This is a genomic window from Halomonas sp. 25-S5, assembly GCF_029889845.1.
GTDB lineage: Bacteria > Pseudomonadota > Gammaproteobacteria > Pseudomonadales > Halomonadaceae > Halomonas.
In genome coordinates this window covers 47,674-68,222 of sequence record NZ_JARANV010000009.1, presented here as the reverse complement: position 1 = coordinate 68,222, position 20,549 = coordinate 47,674, and the positions used below count along the sequence as shown (strand labels likewise).

17 protein-coding genes are annotated in these 20,549 nt (G+C 68.5%); 7 read left to right on the top strand and 10 right to left on the bottom strand.

Going from position 1 to position 20,549, the window contains the following annotated elements:
• The first annotated feature begins 69 nt into the window (after positions 1-69).
• The 4 genes from OP498_RS08590 to OP498_RS08575 all read left to right on the top strand — a co-directional run bounded on the left by OP498_RS08590 (position 70) and on the right by OP498_RS08575 (position 4,771).
• A complete protein-coding gene (locus OP498_RS08590) occupies positions 70-1,665 on the top strand; it encodes a solute:sodium symporter family transporter (protein WP_280547576.1) in 1,596 nt (531 codons plus the stop codon).
• 126 nt (positions 1,666-1,791) lie between these two features.
• Positions 1,792-3,186 (top strand): YcjX family protein, encoded by a 1,395-nt coding sequence (locus OP498_RS08585; protein WP_280553248.1) that lies wholly within the window; start codon positions 1,792-1,794, stop codon positions 3,184-3,186.
• Positions 3,183-4,253, top strand: coding sequence for a TIGR01620 family protein (locus OP498_RS08580; RefSeq protein ID WP_280553247.1), 1,071 nt, complete (start codon positions 3,183-3,185; stop codon positions 4,251-4,253). Before OP498_RS08585 ends, OP498_RS08580 begins: the two co-directional genes overlap by 4 nt.
• Before the next feature lie 77 nt (positions 4,254-4,330).
• Positions 4,331-4,771 carry a universal stress protein gene (locus tag OP498_RS08575; protein ID WP_280547573.1) on the top strand — a complete coding sequence of 147 codons (441 nt, stop codon included), beginning with the start codon at positions 4,331-4,333 and terminating at the stop codon, positions 4,769-4,771.
• 15 nt (positions 4,772-4,786) lie between these two features.
• Here the strand turns inward: OP498_RS08575 and OP498_RS08570 are convergent, their stop codons facing one another.
• The 7 genes from OP498_RS08570 to OP498_RS08540 form a co-directional block, all read right to left on the bottom strand.
• Positions 4,787-5,908 (bottom strand): ABC transporter ATP-binding protein, encoded by a 1,122-nt coding sequence (locus tag OP498_RS08570; protein ID WP_280547572.1) that lies wholly within the window; start codon positions 5,906-5,908, stop codon positions 4,787-4,789.
• A gap of 187 nt (positions 5,909-6,095) precedes the next feature.
• On the bottom strand, positions 6,096-6,974 hold the full coding sequence (locus tag OP498_RS08565) for a carbohydrate ABC transporter permease (protein WP_280547571.1): 879 nt from the start codon (positions 6,972-6,974) through the stop codon (positions 6,096-6,098).
• Positions 6,967-7,896: a sugar ABC transporter permease gene (locus OP498_RS08560; RefSeq protein ID WP_280547570.1), complete on the bottom strand. Its 930-nt coding sequence runs from the start codon at positions 7,894-7,896 to the stop codon at positions 6,967-6,969. Before OP498_RS08560 ends, OP498_RS08565 begins: the two co-directional genes overlap by 8 nt.
• Before the next feature lie 61 nt (positions 7,897-7,957).
• A complete protein-coding gene (locus OP498_RS08555; RefSeq protein WP_280547569.1) occupies positions 7,958-9,238 on the bottom strand; it encodes an ABC transporter substrate-binding protein in 1,281 nt (426 codons plus the stop codon).
• Between the two features lie 114 nt (positions 9,239-9,352).
• A complete protein-coding gene (locus OP498_RS08550) occupies positions 9,353-10,759 on the bottom strand; it encodes an ATP-binding protein (RefSeq protein WP_280553278.1) in 1,407 nt (468 codons plus the stop codon).
• 83 nt (positions 10,760-10,842) lie between these two features.
• Positions 10,843-11,568 carry a response regulator gene (locus OP498_RS08545; protein ID WP_280553246.1) on the bottom strand — a complete coding sequence of 242 codons (726 nt, stop codon included), beginning with the start codon at positions 11,566-11,568 and terminating at the stop codon, positions 10,843-10,845.
• A complete protein-coding gene (locus tag OP498_RS08540) occupies positions 11,565-12,368 on the bottom strand; it encodes a Cof-type HAD-IIB family hydrolase (protein WP_280553245.1) in 804 nt (267 codons plus the stop codon). The genes OP498_RS08545 and OP498_RS08540 overlap by 4 nt, the downstream gene beginning before the upstream one ends.
• A gap of 234 nt (positions 12,369-12,602) precedes the next feature.
• On the opposite strand from OP498_RS08540, the gene OP498_RS08535 reads away from it, so the two are divergent.
• From OP498_RS08535 to OP498_RS08525, 3 genes are all read left to right on the top strand, one after another.
• The gene (locus OP498_RS08535; RefSeq protein ID WP_280553244.1) at positions 12,603-14,543 is read left to right on the top strand and encodes an exoribonuclease II; all 1,941 of its coding nucleotides are present in this window, start codon (positions 12,603-12,605) and stop codon (positions 14,541-14,543) included.
• Positions 14,544-14,668: 125 nt separating this feature from the next.
• On the top strand, positions 14,669-15,787 hold the full coding sequence (locus OP498_RS08530) for a glycosyltransferase family 1 protein (RefSeq protein WP_280547565.1): 1,119 nt from the start codon (positions 14,669-14,671) through the stop codon (positions 15,785-15,787).
• Entirely contained in the window at positions 15,765-16,802 is a 1,038-nt protein-coding gene (locus OP498_RS08525; RefSeq protein ID WP_280553243.1) for a lysylphosphatidylglycerol synthase transmembrane domain-containing protein, read from the top strand. Before OP498_RS08530 ends, OP498_RS08525 begins: the two co-directional genes overlap by 23 nt.
• Before the next feature lie 111 nt (positions 16,803-16,913).
• On the opposite strand, the gene sucD is transcribed toward OP498_RS08525, so the two are convergent.
• The 3 genes from sucD to lpdA all read right to left on the bottom strand — a co-directional run bounded on the left by sucD (position 16,914) and on the right by lpdA (position 20,531).
• The gene (gene sucD / locus OP498_RS08520) at positions 16,914-17,786 is read right to left on the bottom strand and encodes a succinate--CoA ligase subunit alpha (protein ID WP_280547562.1); all 873 of its coding nucleotides are present in this window, start codon (positions 17,784-17,786) and stop codon (positions 16,914-16,916) included.
• On the bottom strand, positions 17,786-18,952 hold the full coding sequence (gene sucC / locus OP498_RS08515; protein ID WP_280553242.1) for an ADP-forming succinate--CoA ligase subunit beta: 1,167 nt from the start codon (positions 18,950-18,952) through the stop codon (positions 17,786-17,788). Before sucC ends, sucD begins: the two co-directional genes overlap by 1 nt.
• 139 nt (positions 18,953-19,091) lie before the next feature.
• Entirely contained in the window at positions 19,092-20,531 is a 1,440-nt protein-coding gene (gene lpdA, locus OP498_RS08510) for a dihydrolipoyl dehydrogenase (protein ID WP_280553241.1), read from the bottom strand.
• Between the last annotated feature and the right edge of the window lie 18 nt (positions 20,532-20,549).

The following is a 20,549-nucleotide window of genomic DNA, read 5'->3' as shown; positions in this document are numbered from 1 at the left end:
TTTACTGACATTCATGCCGCTGACCGCCCGGAAGCGGCCGAACTCACCCCTCACAAGGATGTTTCCGACATGCACGTCCTGACCCTGGCGTCCTTCCTCTTCTTCACGGGGCTGGTCGCCTTCATCACCTGGCGCATCACGCGCCGCGACGACCACTCGACCTCGAGCGGCTTCTTCCTGGCCGGGCGCAGCCTGACCTTCCCGTTGATCGCCGGCTCGCTGCTGATGACCAACCTCTCCACCGAGCAGATGGTGGGGCTCAACGGCGCAGCCTTCAGCGACGGCCTCTCCGTGATGGCCTGGGAGGTGGTGGCGGTCATCGCCCTGGTGGCGCTGGCGCTGTTCTTCCTGCCGCGCTTCCTGAAGAGCGGCATCGCCACCCTGCCCCAGCTGCTGGAGCTGCGTTTCGACAAGACCACCCAGCTGATCACCAACATCATCTTCCTGATCGCCTATGCGGTGATTCTGCTGCCGATCATCCTCTACTCCGGCGCCATGGGCCTGCAGGGCATGCTCGACCTGCAGGGGCTCACCGGCATCGAATCGCCCACCGTGCTGCTGTGGCTGACGGTCTGGCTGGTGGGGCTGATCGGCTCCGTCTACGCCCTGTTCGGCGGCCTGCGCACCGTCGCCGTCTCCGACACCCTTAATGGCGTGGGCCTGCTGATCGGCGGCTTCGTGATCGTCTACTTCGGCCTGCAGGCGGTGAGCAGCGACGGCGGCCTGCTGGAGGGCTGGGCGATCCTCAAGGAGAGCAATCCCGAGATGCTCAACTCGATCGGCTCCAGCGAGCAGCAGGTGCCCTTCGCGACCCTGTTCACCGGGGTCTTCCTGATCAACCTCTTCTACTGGACCACCAACCAGCAGATCATCCAGCGGACCTTTGCCGCCAAGACCCTCGCCGAGGGCCAGAAAGGCGTGTTGCTGACGGGTTTCTTCAAGCTGCTCGGCCCCCTCTATCTGGTGCTGCCCGGCATCATTGCCTACCACCTCTATGCCGACCAGGGCGTCGTCGCCGATGAGGCCTATGGCCACCTGGTGTTCAACGTGCTGCCCGCACCGCTTACGGGTTTCTTCGCCGCGGTGATGGTCGGCGCTATCCTGTCGTCGTTCAACTCGGCGCTCAACAGCACCACCACCCTGTTCAGCCTGGGCTTCTACAAGGTCGTGCTCAACAAGAATGCCAGCGAGGCGCAGGTGGTGCGCTCGAGCAAGGTCTTCGGCTGGGTCATGGCCGTCGCCGCCATGACCATCGCCCCGCTGCTGGCCGGTCAGGAGAGCCTGTTCGGTTACCTGCAGAAGATGAACGCCATCTACTTCATTCCTATCCTGGCCGTGGTGCTGGTAGGCCTGCTGACCCGTCGCGTGCCGCCACTGGCGGCCAAGGTGGCCCTGGTGGGCGGCTGCCTGCTGATCTTCGCCGGCTACTTCATCCCGCCCTTCGACAGGCTGCCGATGGTGATGCACGAGTTCCACTTCGTGGCCGGCGTCTTCGTGCTGCTGGTGGCGGTGATGCTGCTGATCGGCCGGCTGATGCCCCGCGAGACCCCCTGGGTCCACGAGGACAGCGGTGCCGTCGACCTGACCCCCTGGCGGGGCGCCATCCCTGCCGGCATCATGCTGGTGATCCTGGTGATGGCCATCTACGCGGCCTTCGCCGGCTGACGCCGCCCGGCCTGCCCGATGCTGCCCCGCCCCGCGCGGGGCAGTGTCGTTTCATGGCCCTACGCCTTGTCAGGCACGCGTCCGACCCGCACATTAGGTCAGCATACGACCCTGCCAGGATGCCCCATGCGCACCCCGCTTACCCGTGAACTCCATGACCTGCTCGAGCGCGGCCGCGACCGCCAGCTGCGCCTGGCGGTGACCGGCCTGTCGCGCTCGGGCAAGACGGCCTTCCTCACCTCGCTGGTCAACCAGCTGCGCCATGCCGGCCTCGAGGCGCGACTCGACCTGCTGCCGGCCGCCCGCGAGGGACGATTGCTCGGTGCCCGGCGGGTGCCACAGCAGGACCTCGCCGTGCCGCGCTTCCCCTACGACCAGGCGATGCAGGCGCTGGACGACCAGCCCCCACGCTGGCCCGAGCCGACCCGCGGCATCAGCGAGCTGCGCCTGGTGATCCGCTACCGGCCGGCCCGGCGCGGCCTGCTCGGCAGCGAGACACGCCAGCTGACCCTGGACCTCTTCGACTACCCCGGCGAGTGGCTGCTCGACCTGCCGCTGCTGGACCACGACTACCTGAGCTGGAGCCGGGCCCAGCGGCATGACGGCGGCAGCGAGCGCGCCGCCCTGTTCGCCGACTGGCACCGGGCGGTGGCCGGCCTCGACCCGGCCGAGGAGGTCGACGAGGCGCGCCTGGCCGAGATCGCCGAGCTGTATGCGCGGGGACTGCGGGCCGCGCGAGAGGCCGGCTTCGCCGACCTGCAGCCGGGGCGCTTCCTGCTGCCCGGGGAACTCGAGGGCGCCCCGGTGCTGCAGTTCTTCCCCCTGCCGGGCATCGCCGAGGCCGACCGCGACGCGCTCGCCGCCCTGCCGGCCGAGAGCCTCTACGCCACCCTCGCCCGGCGCTTTCGCCACTACCAGCAGCATATCGTCAAGCCCTTCTATCGCGAGCACTTCCGCCGCTTCGACCGCCAGATCGTGCTGGTCGACGTGCTCGGGGCCCTCAATGCCGGGCCGGAGCGCTTCGAGGACCTCTCCCGCGCCCTGTCGAACCTGATGCAGAGCTTCGACTACGGCCGACGCAGCCTGCTGACGCGGCTGTTCGCCCCGCGCATCGACCGCCTGGCCATCGCCGCCACCAAGGCCGACCATGTCACCCCCGAGCAGCACGGCCGCCTGGTCGCCCTGCTCGAGGCGCTGCTCGCCGACCCGCTGAAGGAGCTGCGCTTCGCCGACGTGCCGGTCCGGGCCCTGTCGCTGGCGGCGATCCGCGCCACCCAGGGCCGCGAAGTGAACCAGCAGGGGCGACGCACCCCGGCCCTGCGCGGCACCACCCTGGCCGGCGAGTCGCTGCTGGTGTTTCCCGGCGAGGTCCCCGACCGGCTGCCGGCGGCGGACTTCTGGGCCCGCCAGGGCTTCGATTTCACGGCCTTTCGCCCCCTGCCCCGCGACAAGGGCGCACCGCTGCCGCACATTCGCATGGATGCCGCCCTGGACTGGCTGATCGGAGACAAGTTGACATGACCCCTTCCCGCGAACAGGACCCCCGCCCGGGAGAACGCTTCACCCTCGATGGCACGCCAGCGCCGGAGGCCGACACCCAGGATCCCCAGCCCGGGCGGCACTTCGATGCCGGGCTGCCGAGCCAGCCGCTGGCCGAGCCACAGGCCGATGCGGCCGCCGGCGAACGGGCGCTGGGAGATGGCCTGATGCGCCCGCGCAAGCGGCGCTGGGGGCTGCTCGCGCTGCTCGGCGGCAGCCTGGGCCTGGGCGCGGTGGAGGCCGGCCGGACCCTGCAGGCCGCCAGCCTCGGCGGCGACTGGCTGGCCGGCGGCTGGAGCCTGCTGCTGCTGCTGGCCCTGGGGCTCGGTGGCTCGGCGCTGCTGCGCGAACTGTGGCGCCTGCGCCGCCTGTCCCGCCACGCCCGGCTGCGCGAGCGCCTCGCCGCCCTGCCCGAGGCCACCCCGGCCCGGGCGCAGGCGCTGGCCGAGCAGCTGCGCCGCGACCTCGACTTGGACGACGACCATCCCCACTGGCAGGCCTTCCTGGCCGCCCGCGAGCCCCACCATGATGGACGCGACACCCGGGCACTGCTCACCCATCACCTGCTCGCCCCCCGCGACCGGGAGGCCCGCCGACTGATTTCACGAATGTCCGGCGAGACGGCGGTGATGGTGGCGGTGAGCCCCCTGACCCTGGTCGACATGGCGCTGGTCGCCTGGCGCCACCTGGCGATGGTCGACCGTCTGTGCCGCCTCTATGGGCTGGAACTGGGCTATGCGGCACGCCTGCGGCTGCTGCGCAGCGTGCTCTACCAGATGGCCTTCGCCGGGGTCAGCGAGATCGCCAGCGAGGCGAGCATGCAGATGCTGTCGATGGACCTGGCCGGCAAGCTCTCGACGCGTGCCGCCCAGGGCCTCGGCGTCGGGCTGCTGGGGGCACGCCTGGGACTGCGCACCCAGCGCCTGGCCCGGCCGCTGGATTTCGCCGCGGACGAGGCACCGCGCATGGCCGACCTGCGCCGCGACCTCTGGCAGCAGCTACGCCGCCTGGAGGCCGGCGAGGAAAAGGCCAAGGCGCGCCATCCTTGATCCGGATCATGACAGTGCCCGTCCGGGTGACTAGGCTCGATAGATATCAACGCCCACCAACGAGAAGGACGTCCATCATGTTCCATTCCATCCTGGTGCCCGTCGACGGCTCCGAGCACGCCAAGAAGGCGCTGTCCGTGGCCTGCCAGCTGGCCCGGCAGGACGGCGCCGCCCTGCACCTGCTGCACATTCCCGAGGAACTCGCCCATGAGACCACCCTGGTCTGGGGCATCGGCGCCATCGCCATCGAGGCCTCGCGGGAGGAACGCGAGGCCGTCGGCAAGCAGGTGGTGGACAGGGCCGCCGAGGCAGCCCGTGAACTCGGCGCCACCAACCTCGAGACGGTCATCGGCCAGGGCGACCCGGCCCGCACCATCATCAGCGAGGCGCGCCACCGCGACGTCGATGCCATCGTGATGGGCAGCCGGGGCCTGAGCGACCTCAAGGGGCTGGTGGTCGGCAGCGTCTCCCACAAGGTCAGCCACGCCGCCGATTGCACCGTGATCACGGTCCGCTGACCGCCCACTCGCGGGTCAGGCGAGCCGCCGCTGGCTCTCGCTGTCGAAGAGTACGGCGCGCCCCATGTCGACTCGCAGGGAAAGGCGCTCGCCCGGCGTCACCCGGCACTTGGGCCCCACTCGCGCGGTGACCTCGCCATCCCCCAGCGGCATATTCAGCAGGATATCCGCCCCGGTCGGTTCGACAACGCTGACCCGCGCCTCCAGCAGTGTGCCCTCCGCCTGCTCGGTCAGGCGCCGGTCTTCCTCGCTGAAATGCTCCGGTCGCAACCCGAGGATCACCGGCCGACCGACCTGCTCGGCCAGGGCCGGCGTCTCCCGCGATGCCGGCCAGGGCAGCACCAGCTCCTCCTCCCCCGCGGTGGCAATCCGCAACCGATAGTCGCCCGCCTGCCCCTCCAGGGTGGTGGTGATGAAATTCATGGAGGGCGAGCCCATGAAACCGGCGACGAAGATATCCACGGGGTCGTTGTAGACCTCGTCCGGCGTGCCCAGCTGCAGGATATGGCCATCACGCATCACCGCGATGCGATCGGCCAGGGTCATGGCCTCGATCTGGTCGTGGGTGACATAGACGATGGTGGTGCCGAGGCGCTGGTGGAGCTTCTTGATCTCGGTGCGCATGTCCACACGCAGCTTGGCGTCCAGGTTCGAGAGCGGCTCATCGAACAAATACACTGCAGGCTCGCGAGCCAGGGCGCGGCCCATGGCCACCCGCTGGCGCTGCCCCCCGGAGAGCTGCGCGGGCTTGCGATCCAGCAGGGCGGTGATCTGCAGCAGGTCCGCCACCCGATCCACCGCCGCCTCGCGCTCGGCCTTGGGGACCTTGCGCATTTCGAGGCCAAAGCTGATGTTCTGGCGCACCGTCATGCTCGGATAGAGCGCATAGGACTGGAAGACCATGGCGATGTCGCGCTCCGCCGGGGTCAGCCAGGTGACGTCGCGGTCGGCGATCCGAATCTCCCCGGCGGTGACCGGCTCCAGGCCGGCGATGGCGTTCATCAGGGTCGACTTGCCGCACCCCGAGGGGCCGACCAGGATCAGGAATTCGCCGGACTCGATGGCCAGGCTGACGTCCTTGAGGACGCGTTCGTTGCCGAAGTCCTTGCGGACCTCGTGGATCTCGAGAGCTGACATGGCGATTTATCTCTTCATGATTTTATTCATAGGGAACGCTGATTTATGTCGCGAGCGACGAGAGGCTGGCCGCCGCCGGAGCGCAGTAACCGGAGTTGACTGGCTGCTCAATGAGGATTGCGACGGCCCGACGCCTCGGCACCGCCGACGGCCAGGATATCGAGCGCAGCAATAAAGCAGTGTTTCCCTAGCCCTTGACGGACCCCGCGGTGAGCCCGCGCACGAAATACTTGCCGGCCAGCACGTAGACCACCAGGGTCGGCAGCGCCGCGATCATGGCGGCGGCCATGTCGACGTTGTACTCGCGCACCCCCGTCGAGGTGTTGACCAGGTTGTTCAGGGCCACCGTCACCGGCTGGGTGTCGTGTGCCGAGAAGGCCACCCCGAACAGGAAGTCGTTCCAGATCTGGGTGAACTGCCAGATCACCGAGACCACGATGATCGGCGCCGAGACCGGCAACAGGATGCGCCAGAAGATGCGGAAGAAGCCCGCCCCATCCAGCTTGGCCGCCGACACCAGCTCGGTGGGGATCGCCACGTAGAAGTTGCGGAAGAACAGGGTGGTGAAGGCGATGCCGAAGATCACGTGGACCAGGATCAGCCCCGCCCGGGAGCTGGAGAGCCCCAGCCAGCCCAGGGTCTGGGCCATGGGCAGTAGCACCACCTGGAAGGGGATGAAGCAGCCGAACAGCATCAGCGCGAAGAGCAGCTCCGAGCCCTTGAAGCGCCACTTGGTCAGCGCATAGCCGTTGAGCGCCCCGACCACTGTGGAAATCGCCACCGCGGGGATGACGATGGCGAAGGAGTTCCAGAAGTAGCCGCCCACGCCCTCGCAGCGCATCCCGGTACAGGCCTCGCCCCAGGCCTTGACCCAGGGCGCCAGGGTCGGCGACTGGGGCAGTGCCAGCAGGCTACCGGCGCTGATCTCGTCCAGGGGCTTCACCGAGGTGATCAGCATCACCGCCAGCGGCAGCAGGTAGAAGAGCGCGGCCAGCAGCAGCGCGGCGTAGAGCGCCAGACGCGCCAGGCGTGCCCCGGGGGTCCGGCGTCGAATCACGTTATCCATGCTTGCGGCTCCTCAGCTCCGAGTAGAGGTAGGGAATCAGGATCGCCAGCACGCCGCCCAGCATCAGCATGGCACTGGCCGAGCCGAGGCCGACCTGCGCCCGGGTGAAGGCGTGGGTGTACATGAAGGTGGCCGGCAGGTCGGTGGCATAGCCCGGGCCGCCGCCGGTCAGGGCCACCACCAGGTCGAAGCTCTTGATGGCGATGTGGGCGAGGATCATCACCGCGCTGAACACCACCGGCCGCAGGCAGGGGATCACCACCCGCCAGTAGATGCGCGGCAGGCTGCCGCCGTCGAGCTGGGCGGCCTTGATGATGCTGTCGTCGATGCCGCGCAGTCCGGCCAGGAACAGCGCCATCACGAACCCCGAGGCCTGCCACACGGCAGCGATCACCAGGGTGTAGACCGCCATGTCGGGGTCGACCAGCCAGTCGAAGGTGAACGACTCGAAGCCCCAGCCACGCACCATGGCCTGGAGGCCGAGCCCGGGGTTGAGTAGCCACTTCCACACCACCCCGGTGACGATGAACGACAGCGCCATGGGGTAGAGGTAGACCGTGCGCAGGGCACCTTCGCGGCGGATGCGCTGGTCGAGCAGGATGGCCAGGAAGGCGCCGAGCACCAGGCAGATCCCCACGAAGAGGCCGCCGAAGATCACCAGGTTGGTGGAGGCGACCCACCAGCGCTCGTTGGCCATCAGCCGGCCGTACTGGGCGAAGCCGATGAAGTCGTAGCTCGGCAGCATGCGCGAGCTGGTCAGCGAAAGCACGAAGGTCCACAGCATGAAGCCGTAGACGAAGAACAGCGAGACGGCGACGGAGGGCGCCAGCACCAGTCGCGGCAGCCAGGCCTGTAGGTGTCCGGACGACGAGCGTCGGCCCAGCGCACGTCCGGCGTGGGAGAGAGAAGTCGAGCGTGTCATGGGAGGAGTCCTCGTGAATGAACACGGGCGCCGCCGTAACGGCGCCCCCGGCCAGCGCTAGCTAGAGTGCAGCCTGGGCCGTGTTGACCATGCGCCGGGCGGCCTCCTCGGCCTCCATGTCAGTGTCGTTGAAGTAGTTGGTCACGACATCGAAGATGGCGCCCTGGACGGCGGCACGAACCGCCATGCCGTGCGCCATGCTGGGCACCAGGCCGCCCTCCTCGGCGGTGCGCTGGAAGTCGGCCAGCGACTGCTGCGCGCAGCGGTCGAACTCGCTCATGTCCAGGTCGGGGCGGGCGGGAATCGAGCCCTTGGCGAGGTTGAAGGCCTCCTGGAAGGTGGGCTCCAGCACCAGCCGCGCCAGGTCCTGCTGGGCCTCGCGGTCGGCCTCGTCGCTGACCCGGAACATCGCCAGGCTGTCGATGTTGAAGGTGAAGGCCGAGGCCGTACCCGGCGCCGGGGCACACAGGTAGTCCTCGCCGGCGGTGAGGCCCGCGGCGGTGAACTCGCCCTTGGCCCAGTCGCCCATCAGCTGCATGGCGGCATCGCCTTCGATGACCATGGAGGTGGCGATGTTCCAGTCGCGCCCCGACATGTCGTCATCCATCAGCTCACGCAGGCGCTTGAAGGTCGCGAGCGCCTCGACCATCTGCTCGCCGCCCAGGGCCTCGGGATCCAGCTCCACCAGGGCACGACGATAGAAGGCGCTGCCCCCCTCCGCCAGCACGATATCCTCGAAGAGGGTGGCGTCCTGCCAGGCCTGGCCGCCGTGGGCCAGCGGGATATAGCCCGCCGCGCGCAGCGGTTCCGCCGCGGCGAACAGCTCATCGAGGCTGGTAGGCATCTCGACACCCGCATCCTCGAGTACCTCGGGATTGGCCCACAGCCAGTTGACGCGATGGACATTGACCGGCACCGCCACGTAGTGGCCGTCATGGCGCATCACCTCGGCCACCGTCTCGGGCAGCAGCGCCTGCCAGTCCTGGGATTCGGCCACGGCGTCGAGATTGCCCAGCAGGCCGAGCTCGCCCCACTCCTGGATCTCGGGCCCCTTGATCTGGGCCGCGGAGGGCGGATTGCCGGACATGGCGCGGGACTTGAGCACCGTCATGGCGGTCTCGCCACCGCCGCCGGCCACCGCGAAGTCTTCCCAGTTGTGCCCCTCGGCCTCCATCAGCTCCTTGAGCACATTGGCCGCCCGGGCCTCGCCGCCGGAGGTCCACCAGTGCAGGACCTCGACATCGCCGGCCTGGGCAGCGGTCAGGGTCAGGGAGGCTGCCAGGCCGGTGGCCAGGGCGAGCGCGGTCTTGCGGGGTGAGTGACAGCGTGTTGAAACGTGCATGGCGTGGAGTCCTCGTATTGTCTTGTTATGGCCTCCCGGATCACCGGGATGCTGACACGCTACGCCAGTCGGCCGGCGAAGGGGCGTTACCGAGTCCTGCAAAGTGTTGGGACATTATTGCAGGTCGGTAACATTGGCCTGGCGGGGCAAGGTCAGGGTGACGACCAGCCCCCCCTCGGGGTGGTTGGCAAGCCCGATCTCCCCGCCATGGGCCCGCACGATGTGTCGCGCGATCCCCAGCCCCAGGCCGCTGCCGCCGGTATGCCGGCTGCGCGAAGGCTCGAGCCGCACGAAGGGAGAGAAGACCCGTTCGCGCTGGGCCTCGGCGATGCCGGGGCCCCGGTCGTGGATGGTGATGATCAGCCGGTCCGGGGCATCCTCGAGCCGCACCTCGGCGCGTCGCCCGTAGAACAGCGCATTCTCCAGCAGGTTGGCCAGGCAGCGCTTGAGGGCCAGCGGCTTGGCGGCGATGGGCGCCGCGCTGCCTTCGATGACCACCTCGCCACCATGCAGGCGCAGCTCGGCCGCCAGGCCCTCCAGCAGGGCGGCGGGGGCGACCTCGACGATCCTTTCATGCAGGTCCAGCCCCTTCACCGAGGCCAACGCGCCCCGCACCAGGGCATCCAGCTCGTCGAGGGAGGCACAGAACCGCTCACGCTGCAGCGGGTCATCGAGCATTTCGGCGCGCAGGCGCAGCCGGGTGATCGGCGTCTTGAGGTCGTGGGAGATGGCCGAGAACAGCCGCTCGCGCTCCTCGACCTGCTCACGGATGCGCCCCTGCATGCGGTTGAAGGCCACGGCCGTCGCCACCACCTCACGCGGCCCGGTCTCGCGCAGCGGCGAGGCATCGAGATCATCGCCCAGCTGGCGGGCGGCCCGCGAGAGCCGCGACAACGGCCGCGTCATGCTGCGAATCCCCAGCAGCGAGAGCCCCAGCACCGTCAGCAGCACCATCAGCCCGGCCAGCAGGCGCTCCCCCGACAGCCAGGCGCGCGGCTCGAACAGCTCGGCGATGGGCAGCAGGGTGGCCACATAGAGCCAGGTCCCGGGTTCGAGCTGAAGCTGCACGACCAGGATCGGCGGCGATAGAGGCTCCATCAGCAGGCTGTGCTGCCCCCAGCGCGGGGGCAGGTCAGTCAACAGCACCTCGTTGTTGAAGACACGCAGGGTCTCGGGCCGCGAGAACTCCACCAGCACCTCGTCGATGTTGAGCTCATTGGTGAGGATGCGCTGGAAGTTGTCGACCACGATTGCCTTCTCCGGCCCCTCGCCGATGTCCGCCACGCCGATGCGGTGCTCGTTGACGCTGACGAAGAAACGGGTGCCGCCCATGTTGCGCAGCTGGTCGAGCACGATATGGCGGTACTCCCTCGGCAACGAGCGGAAGAACTGCATGGTGGAGGCCACGCTGTAGGCGACATTGCTCGACAGCTCATCGAGCTGGGCCATCCGGCTGGAGCGCACCTGCGAGGTCCAGATCGCATAGCTGGCCAGCTGGGCGGCCAGCACCCCCACTACCATGATCAGCACGAAGCGTCCCCGCAGCGTACCCGGCAGGCCACGGGAGAGCCGCCGGCGCAGCCGCCGCCAGCGGCTCTGCGTGGTCACGGCAGGGCCTCGACCCGGGCGGTGAGCACATAGCCCGCGCCGCGCACCGTGCGGATCAGCTGGGAGTGCTGGGCATCCTCGCCGAGGCGCTGGCGCAGGCGACACACATGCACATCGATGGAACGGTCCAGGGGAGGCGACGGACGCCCGCGGGTCAGCACGTAGAGGTCCTCCCGCGACAGCACCCGTTCGGGATGCGCGAGGAACACCTGCAACAGTTGGAAGTCCGCACCGGAGAGCGGGATCTGCTGGCCGTGGGTATCGATCAGCGCGCGGGTCAGGCGATCCAGCCGCCAGTCGCCGAACGCCACCACGCGGGCCTCGGCCGGGTCGGGCGGCCCCTGGCCGGCCCGGGCGCGACGCAGTACCGCCTTGATCCTCGCCAGCAGCTCGCGAGGGTTGAAGGGCTTGCCCAGGTAGTCGTCGGCACCCAGTTCGAGGCCCAGGATGCGGTCCGTCTCGTCGGCGCTGGCGGTCAGCATGATGATCGGCACGTCGCTGTCGCGACGCAGCTCCCGACAGAGGGTGAAGCCGTCGTCACCGGGCAGCATCAGGTCCACCACCAGCAGGTCCGGCGTCTCGTCAACCAGCAGCGCGCGCAGCGCCGGGGCGTCCTCGGCGGTCAGCGCGCGATAGCCGTGGCGCCCCAGGTAATCGGCCAGCAGCTCGCGGATCTCGGGGTCGTCGTCGACCACGATCAGGGTCACGGGCGTCGTGGTCATCCCCGGCCCCCGAAGCGCTCGAGCAGCCGCGCGGCCACGGCCTGGTCATCGTGATGGCCGATGCACTCGGCCCCGGGAACCCGGCCAGCCAGCTCGGGATGGGCGTTGGCCATGATATGGGCCTCGCCGGCCAGGGCGAGCATCTCGGTATCGTTGAGGTTGTCGCCGAAGGCCAGGCACGCCTCGGAGCCGAGTCCCAGGCGCTCGAGCAGCGCGGCGAGGGCGGTGCCTTTGTTCACGCCCTCGGCCATGATCTCCAGCGAGGTGGCCATCGACCAGGTCAGGTGCAGCCGCTCGCCATGGCGGGCGCGGATCGTCGCCGCAAGCCGCCTGACCTCGCCCGGGTCGCCGATATACAGCACCTTGCCGACCCCCTCGCCATCGAGCTCAGCGGGGTCGGCGACCCGGTAGCCGAAGCCGGTATGGGCATGCAGCGCCAGCAAGCCAGGCGCCTCGGCATCGATCAGCCACTCGTGCTCGTGGTAGAGGTTGAGGCGCACCTCGGGGGGGCGCGGCAAGGCGATCAGCGCCCGGGCCAGCGAGGCCTGCAGGTGGCGGGCACTGACCAGGCGATCCTCGCTGTCGTGGAGATAGGCGCCGTTGGTGCTGATCACATGCACCGGCACGCCCAGGCGCTCGCGGAAGCGCTGCATGTCCCGGAAGTGGCGGCCCGAGGCAAACGCCAGGTGGTGGCCCTGCCCGGCCAGGGCTCGCAGGGTGTCGACGGTCGTCGGGTGCAGGTCATGGTCGGCCCCGAGCAGGGTGCCGTCGAGGTCGGAGACGATCAGTCGTGGGGTCATGGAGCCTTCCGCATGTCGTGAAGTCTTCAAGGCTACCGAAGGCGCCCCCGCCTGTCTTCTCTGCCCGGTGCCGACCGTACCTGCCCCGGGGTGCGTGCGGCGGACGCCACCACCGCGCATCTGGCCGGGGCGCCATCGCAAGCGACTGATTCCGTTTGGTGCCCCGGTACGCCGTTTGGCGCTGGGGTCGCGAATCCGTATAGTAATCCCCCTACTCGCCAACCGATCGTGACCATGCTGCAGAACAACTCGGCTCTTGCCCAGCTCAAGCAAAAGATCCGCTCCAACACCCCTCGCGTCGAGGGCGTGATCAAGGCCTCCGACAGGGGCTTCGGTTTCCTCGAGACCGACGACGGCAACTCCTACTTCGTGCCGCCCCCCGCCATGAAGCTGGTGCTGCATGGTGACCGCGTCGAGGCCATCCTCCACGAGGAGGGTGACAAGACCTCGGTCGAGCCCGACACCCTGATCGAGACCGGCATGCAACGCTTCATCGCCCGGGTGCAGAAGCGCGACGGGCGCCTGGCGGTGATTCCCGATCACCCCTCGATGAAGACCGCCCTCAAGGCCCGCATCAAGCGCAGCCTCGATGAAGACAGCATCGCCGACGGCGATTGGGTGGTGGCCCGCCTGGTGCGCCACCCCCTCAAACCCGACGACCGCGCCTTCTTCACCCAGATCGACGAACTGGTGGCCAAGACCGACGACCCGGCCGTGCCGTGGCGCGTGACCCTGGCCCGCCATGCCCTGGAGCAGGAGTGCCCGGACGCCGGCGACGACTGGCCGCTGCGCGACGAGGGCCTGGCGCGCGAGGACCTGACCGCCGAGCCCTTCTTCACCATCGACGGCGAGAAGACCCGCGACATGGATGATGCCCTGCGCATCCGCTCCCGCGAGGATGGCGGCTGGTCGCTGACGGTGGCCATCGCCGACCCCACCGCCTACGTGGAGGAAGGGCATGCCGCCGACCTGGAGGCTCGCATCCGGGCCTTCACCGTCTACCTGCCGGGCCAGAACGTCACCATGCTGCCCGAGCAGCTGGCCGATGACCTCTGCTCGCTGTGGGAGGACAAGGATCGCCCGGTGCTGGCCTGCACCCTGGAGATCGGCGCCGACGGCAGCCTCGGCGACTATCGTTTCTTCGCCGCCACCGCGCGCTCCCATGCCAAGCTCGCCTATGACTGGATCTCCGACTGGCTCGAGGGCCAGGGCGACTGGGCGCCGGTTGATGCGATCGGCGAACAGCTCAAGGCCCTGGCGGCCATGACCGAGGCGCGCAGTGCCTGGCGGGCGGCCCACGCCCTGGTGTTCAAGGACCGCCCCGACTTCGTCTTCGACCTGGACGAGGCCGGCAACGTGCTGGACATTCGCACCGAGCATCGGCGCATCGCCAACCGCATGATCGAGGAGTCGATGATCGCCGCCAACGCCTGCTGCGCGCACCTGCTCGCCGAGCATGTCGGCCACGGCATCTTCAACGTCCACCGCGCCTTCGAGCCGGAGAAGGCCGAGGCCGCCCAGGAGTTTCTGGCCAGCCAGGACATCCAGGTGGAGCGCGAGCAGCTCACCGAGCTGCCCCGCTACACCGAGCTCAAGCGCGAGCTCGAGGGCCGCGACGACGCCTGGCTGGATGCCCGCCTGCGCCGCTTCCAGGGCTTCACCAGCATGTCCGCTCAGCCCGGCCCGCACTTCGGCCTGGGGCTGGCCGCCTATGCCACCTGGACCTCGCCGATCCGCAAGTACGGCGACATGGTCAACCATCGCCTGATCAAGCGGGTCCTCAAGGGCGAGCAGGCCCCGGCCGAAGCCAGCCAGCAGCTCACCGAGCAGCTCACCGAGCGTCGCCGGCTGAACCGCATGGCCGAGCGCGACGTCAAGGACTGGCTCTACGTGCGCTACCTGACCCCCGCCGCCGAGGCCCAGCAGACCTTCGAGGCCGAAGTCATCGCCGTCAACCGCGGCGGCATGCGAGTACGCCTGACCGCCAACGGGGCCACCGCCTTCATCCCGGCCCCGCTGATGCATAGCGATCGCAACAAGGTGGCGATCGACGACAAGGAGGGGCGTATCCAGATCGAGGACGAAGAGCGCTTCAAGCTCGGCGACGTCATCCGCGTGATGCTGACCGAGGCCCGCGAGGAGACCCGCTCGCTGGTGGGTCGCCCCGCGGACTGACCGCTCGGCAACGACAGGCAGCACTGGACGGCGACCCTCGGGTCGCCGTCTCGCGTTGCGGCTGTCGCACAACTGTCGCATGGCCCCCCTAGGCTGGCAGGGCATATCCACGCCAGGAGGGCTCCTTGCATATCGTCGACGTCACCATGTTCCACGCGCCTGCCAGCGGCGGGGTGCGCACCTACCTCGAGGCCAAGCATCGCGTGCTGGCCGCCCGGCCGGGCCTGCGCACCAGCCTGCTGGTGCCGGGCGCCGAGCGCGGCTCGCTCGGCGGGGTGCATACCCTCCCCGCCCCGCAGATTCCCCTTGGCCAGGGCTACCGCTTCCCGCTGCGCCGCCGCCCCTGGCGCGATGCCCTGATGACGATGGCCCCCGACCTGATCGAGGCCGGCGACCCCTATGTCACCGCCTGGGCCGCCGTGGACGCCGGCCAGGCCCTGGGGGTGCCCACGGTAGGCTTCTTCCACTCCGACCTGCCGAGGCTGATGGGCGATCGTTTCGGGGCCGGTGTCCGCCAGCGCCTGCAGCGCTACGTGGGCGACCTCTATGGCCACTTCGACAGCGTGCTGGCGCCCTGCACCGCCATGGCCGAGCGACTGGCCGACTGGGGCGTGGAACAGGTGCGAGTGCAGCCGCTGGGCGTCGACCTCGAGGCCTTCCACCCGCGGCACCGTGACCCGGGCCTGCGCCTGAAGCTCGGGCTGGGCGACCACCAGCGGCTGCTGGTCTTCGCCGGTCGTCGCTCGCCGGAGAAGCACATCGAGGTGCTGCTCGACGTGATGCAACGGCTGGGTGCCGATTACCACCTGCTGCTGATGGGGCCGGGGATGCCCAGTCGCGTCCCCGACAACGTCAGCGTCGTGTCCCGCTACTGCCCACCCAGCGAAGTCGCCACCGCCCTGGCCAGCGCCGATGCCATGCTGCATGCCGGCACCCGCGAGACCTTCGGCCTGGTGGCCCAGGAGGCCATGGCCTGCGGGCTACCGGTGGTAGCCGCGAGGGCTGGCGCCCTGAAGGAGTATGTGCCGCTGGGTGCCGGGGTCCTCTGCCGCCCACGTGATCCCGACGACATGGCCCGCGCCGTGCACGAACTCTTCCTCAATGACCCTGTCGCCATGGGCCGGCATGCCCGCCGACACGTCGAGCGCCACTTCGACTGGGAGCGGGTCATCGATGACCTGCTGGGACACTATCGGCAACTGCATCACGGCAGCGAGCGCCATGCCCTCCACCGAAACGGCTGATTCTCGCCGCTCCTTGCCGCGCTGGCGGCCACTGCATGGCCTGCTGATCGTATTGGCACTGATGGCGCCGCTCCTGGTTACCTCCGGGCTGGGTGGGCCCGGCACCCTGGAAGCAGTCGAGCGCTTCCCGCTGGGCGTACTCGCCCTGATGCTGCTGATGGCATTCGCCTGCTGGAACCTCAACGCCGCCCGGCTGCGCTTGATGCTGGCTGGCCGAGCCGGCCGGCTTGGGCAGCGTGGTGCGCTGGGCATCGAACTGGCGTCCAAGTTCGCCCTGTGTGCCACGCCCGGGGGCAGCGGAGGCCCGGCCACCCTGCTGGTCCTGCTGGCCCAGCGCGGCCTACCGGCCTCCAAGGGGGCCGCCGTCTTCCTGCTCGACCAAGGCTGCGACCTGCTGTTCTTCCTCGGCATGCTGTCGGGGCTGGTGGCCTACTCCCTGCTGGGCGACACCCAGTGGCCCCATCAAACACTGATCCAGATAGCCCTGGCCGCATTGGCCCTGGTGGCCGTGGGCGTGGCGCTGGCGATGGGCTACTTGCCAGGACTACTACGCTATACCGCAGCACCGGGTGCACGCTGGCTGAGCAGCTCTCGGCGCCGCTGGCTGGTCCGCCGCCTACTGACATGTCGGCAGGCACTGCGGGCCACATTGCGACTCCCCGTCACGACGCTGCTGGCGATACTGGTGCTCACCACGGCACATTGGCTGCTGCGTTACAGCCTGCTCTACCTGGCGGTGCTGGGCGCCGGAGGGCATGCCGACTGGTTATGGACCTTCCTGACCCAGATGCTGGCCATGGCCGCGAGCCAGTTCAGCTTTCTGCCCGGTGGCGCCGGGGCCGCCGAGCTAGGGGTCGGCGGGCTGCTGCTGCCGCTGATGGCGCGCGAACAGGCCGCCGCCGCGGTACTGGTCTGGCGCCTGGTCTCCTACCACCTTTATCTGGCTGCAGGGGCCCCGGCGTTTCTGTTCTGGGCCTATCGGCTGACGCGACGCACCTCGTCCGGACGAGCATGAGGGTCGTCTCAGTTGTTGATGGTCGGCTGAGCCGAGCTGTTGGCCAGCCACATACGCGAAAGGGCACCCGAAGGTGCCCTCTCGCATTGCCGCCTGCTGCCGGTGAACGGCTTACCAGCCGGTCGCTCCCTTCAGCGCGTCGCCGATCTCGGCCAGCGAGCGCACGGTCTTCACGCCTGCGGCTTCCAGGGCGGCGAACTTCTCGTCCGCGGTGCCCTTGCCACCGGCGATGATGGCGCCGGCGTGGCCCATGCGCTTGCCGGGAGGCGCGGTGACGCCGGCGATGTAGGAGACCACCGGCTTGGAGACGTTGGCCTTGATGTAGGCCGCGGCCTCTTCCTCGGCGGTGCCGCCGATCTCGCCGATCATCACGATCGCCTCGGTTGCCGGATCCTTCTCGAACTGCTCGAGGATGTCGATGAAGTTGGAGCCCGGGATCGGGTCGCCGCCGATGCCCACGCAGGTGGACTGGCCGAAGCCGTGATCGGTGGTCTGCTTGACGGCTTCATAGGTCAGGGTGCCGGAACGCGACACGATGCCGACCTTGCCCGGCTGGTGGATGTGCCCCGGCATGATGCCGATCTTGCACTCGCCCGGGGTGATCACGCCGGGGCAGTTGGGGCCGATCAGCCGCACGCCCAGCTCGTCGCACTTCACCTTGACGCCGAGCATATCCAGGGTCGGGATGCCCTCGGTGATGCAGACGATCAGCTTGATGCCGGCATTGGCGGCCTCGAGGATGGAGTCCTTGCAGAACGGGGCCGGCACGTAGATCACGCTGGCCTCGGCACCGGTGGCAGCCACGGCTTCCTTGACGGTGTTGAACACCGGCAGGCCCAGGTGCTCCTGGCCACCCTTGCCCGGGGTCACGCCGCCGACCATCTGGGTGCCGTAGGCGATCGCCTGCTCGGAATGGAAGGTCCCCTGTCCGCCGGTGAAGCCCTGGCAGATGACCTTGGTGTTCTTGTCGATCAGGATGCTCATTACTTGCCCTCCGCTGCCTTGACGACCTGCTGAGCCGCATCGGTCAGGCTGGTAGCAGCGATGATGTTCAGACCGCTGGAAGCCAGTTTCTCGGCACCCAGCTCGGCGTTGTTACCTTCCAGACGCACCACCACCGGCACGTTGACACCGACCTGCTCGACGGCACCGATGATGCCCTCGGCGATCATGTCGCAACGCACGATGCCGCCGAAGATGTTGACCAGCACGGCCTTCACGGAATCGTCGGAGAGGATAAGCTTGAAGGCCTCGGCCACGCGCTCCTTGGTGGCACCGCCGCCCACGTCGAGGAAGTTGGCCGGCTGGCCGCCGTTGAGCTTGATGATGTCCATGGTGCCCATGGCCAGGCCGGCGCCGTTGACCATGCAGCCGATGTTGCCTTCCAGGGCCACGTAGTTCAGTTCCCAGGCGGCCGCTTCGGCTTCGCGCTCGTCTTCCTGAGACGGATCGCGCATCGCCTGCAGGTCCGGGTGGCGATAGAGGGCGTTGCCATCCAGGCCGATCTTGGCGTCGAGGCAGTGGAGGTTACCCTCGTCGGTGACCACCAGCGGGTTGATCTCGAGCAGTGCCAGGTCCTTGTCGTGGAACAGCTTGGACAGGCCCAGGAAGATCTTGGTGAACTGCTTGACCTGGTTGCCGGTGAGGCCCAGGGCGAAGGCCAGTTCACGCGCCTGGTACGGCTGCGCGCCGACCAGCGGGTCGATCTCGGCCTTGAGAATCTTCTCGGGCGTCTCTTCCGCGACCTTCTCGATCTCCACGCCGCCTTCGGTGGAAGCCATGAAGACCACGCGACGGGTGCCACGATCGACCACCGCGCCCAGGTAGAGCTCGTTGGCGATGTCGGTGCAGGTCTCGACCAGGATCTTGGCGACCGGCTGACCATGCTCGTCGGTCTGGAAGGTCACCAGGTTCTTGCCCAGCCAGGACTCGGCAAAGGCCTGGGCCTCCTCCGGGCTCTTGATCAGCTTGACGCCACCGGCCTTGCCGCGGCCACCGGCGTGGACCTGGGCCTTGACCACCCACTTATCGCCACCGATCTTCTTGCAGGCCTCCGCAGCCTCCTCGGGGGTGTCGACGGCGAAGCCTTTGGAGACCGGCAGGCCATAGTCAGCAAACAGCCGCTTGCTCTGATACTCGTGAAGGTTCATCGATTCATGCCATTGGTTGCATGTGACTCGAACGATGACGCGGCTCGCGGCCTCTGGGCAGCGGTCGCCGTGTCACCACCGTTCGCCTCCGATACTTGGCCGGAAGCGATGCGCCACCTGCCGGTGGCGCTTGTTGTCCTTACTTCTTCTTCTTGCGGTTGGCCATGTGGATGGCATGGCCCTCCACCGCCAGGGCGGCCTCGTGCACCGCCTCCGACATGGTCGGGTGGGCATAGCAGGTCAACGCCAGGTCCTCGGCGCTGGAGCCGAACTCCAGGGCGATCACGCCCTGGGCGATCATCTCGCCGGCGTGCTGGCCGACGATATGCATGCCCAGCACGCGGTCGGTTTCGGCATCGGCGATGATCTTGGCCTGCCCCTCGGTGGCGTTGTTGGCCATCGCCCGGCCGCTGGCGGCGAACGGGAAGGCGCCCGTCTTGACCTCGATGCCCTTGGCCTTGGCCTCCTGCTCGGTGAGGCCCACCCAGGCCACTTCCGGGAAGGTGTAGATGACGTTGGGGATGGCATCGTAGTTCATCTCGGCCTTGTGCCCGGCGATGATGTCGGCAACCATGATGCCTTCCTCGGAGGCCTTGTGGGCCAGCATCGGGCCGCGCACGCAGTCGCCGATGGCGTAGACGCTCGGCACGCTGGTGCGGCACTGGTCATCGACGTGGAGGAAGCCGCGCTCGTCGGTCTCGATGCCCACGCCGTCGGCGATCACGCCCTTGGTATAGGGCTTGCGGCCGACACAGACGATCAGCTTGTCGAAAGTCATCTCCTGCTCGCCTTGGGCGTCGGCGTACTTGACGACCACCTCCTCGCCCTTGACCTCGGAGCCGGTGACCCGCGCGCCCAGCTTGATGTCCAGGCCCTGTTTCTTGAGCAGCTTCTGGGTCTCCTTGGCGATGGCCCCATCGACCATCGGCAGGAAGTCATCCATGGCCTCGAGCACTGTGACCTCGCTGCCCAGGCGGTTCCACACGCTGCCGAGCTCCAGGCCGATGATGCCGGCGCCGATCACACCCAGGCGCTTGGGCGTCTCCTGGAACTCCAGGGCGCCGGTGGAATCGACCACCAGGCCTTCCTTCAGCGGGGTCGGCGGAATCTCCACCGGCACGGAGCCGGCCGCGACGACGATGTTGTCGGCGTCATAGGTGGTGGCCTTGCCGTCCTGGTCGGTCACCTCGACCTGCTTGGAGGAGACCACCTTGCCGGTGCCCTCGATGGCCGTGACGCCGTTGGCCTTGAACAGACCGGAGATGCCGCCGGTCAGGTTCTTCACGATCTTGTCCTTGCGGGCCATCATCTTCTTGACGTCCATGTTGACGTCACCCGCCTCGATGCCCATGTCGGCGAAGTCGTGCTTGGCCTCGACGAACTTGTGGGAGGTCTCGAGCAGCGCCTTGGACGGGATGCAGCCCACGTTCAGGCAGGTGCCGCCGTGGACGACCTTGCCTTCCTTGCCGATCCACTTCTCGACACAGGCGACCTTCAGCCCCATCTGGGCGGCGCGGATGGCGGAGACGTAGCCGCCGGGGCCCGCACCGATCACGATCACATCAAACTTGTCAGCCATGTTGGCTCCTTCGTTGCT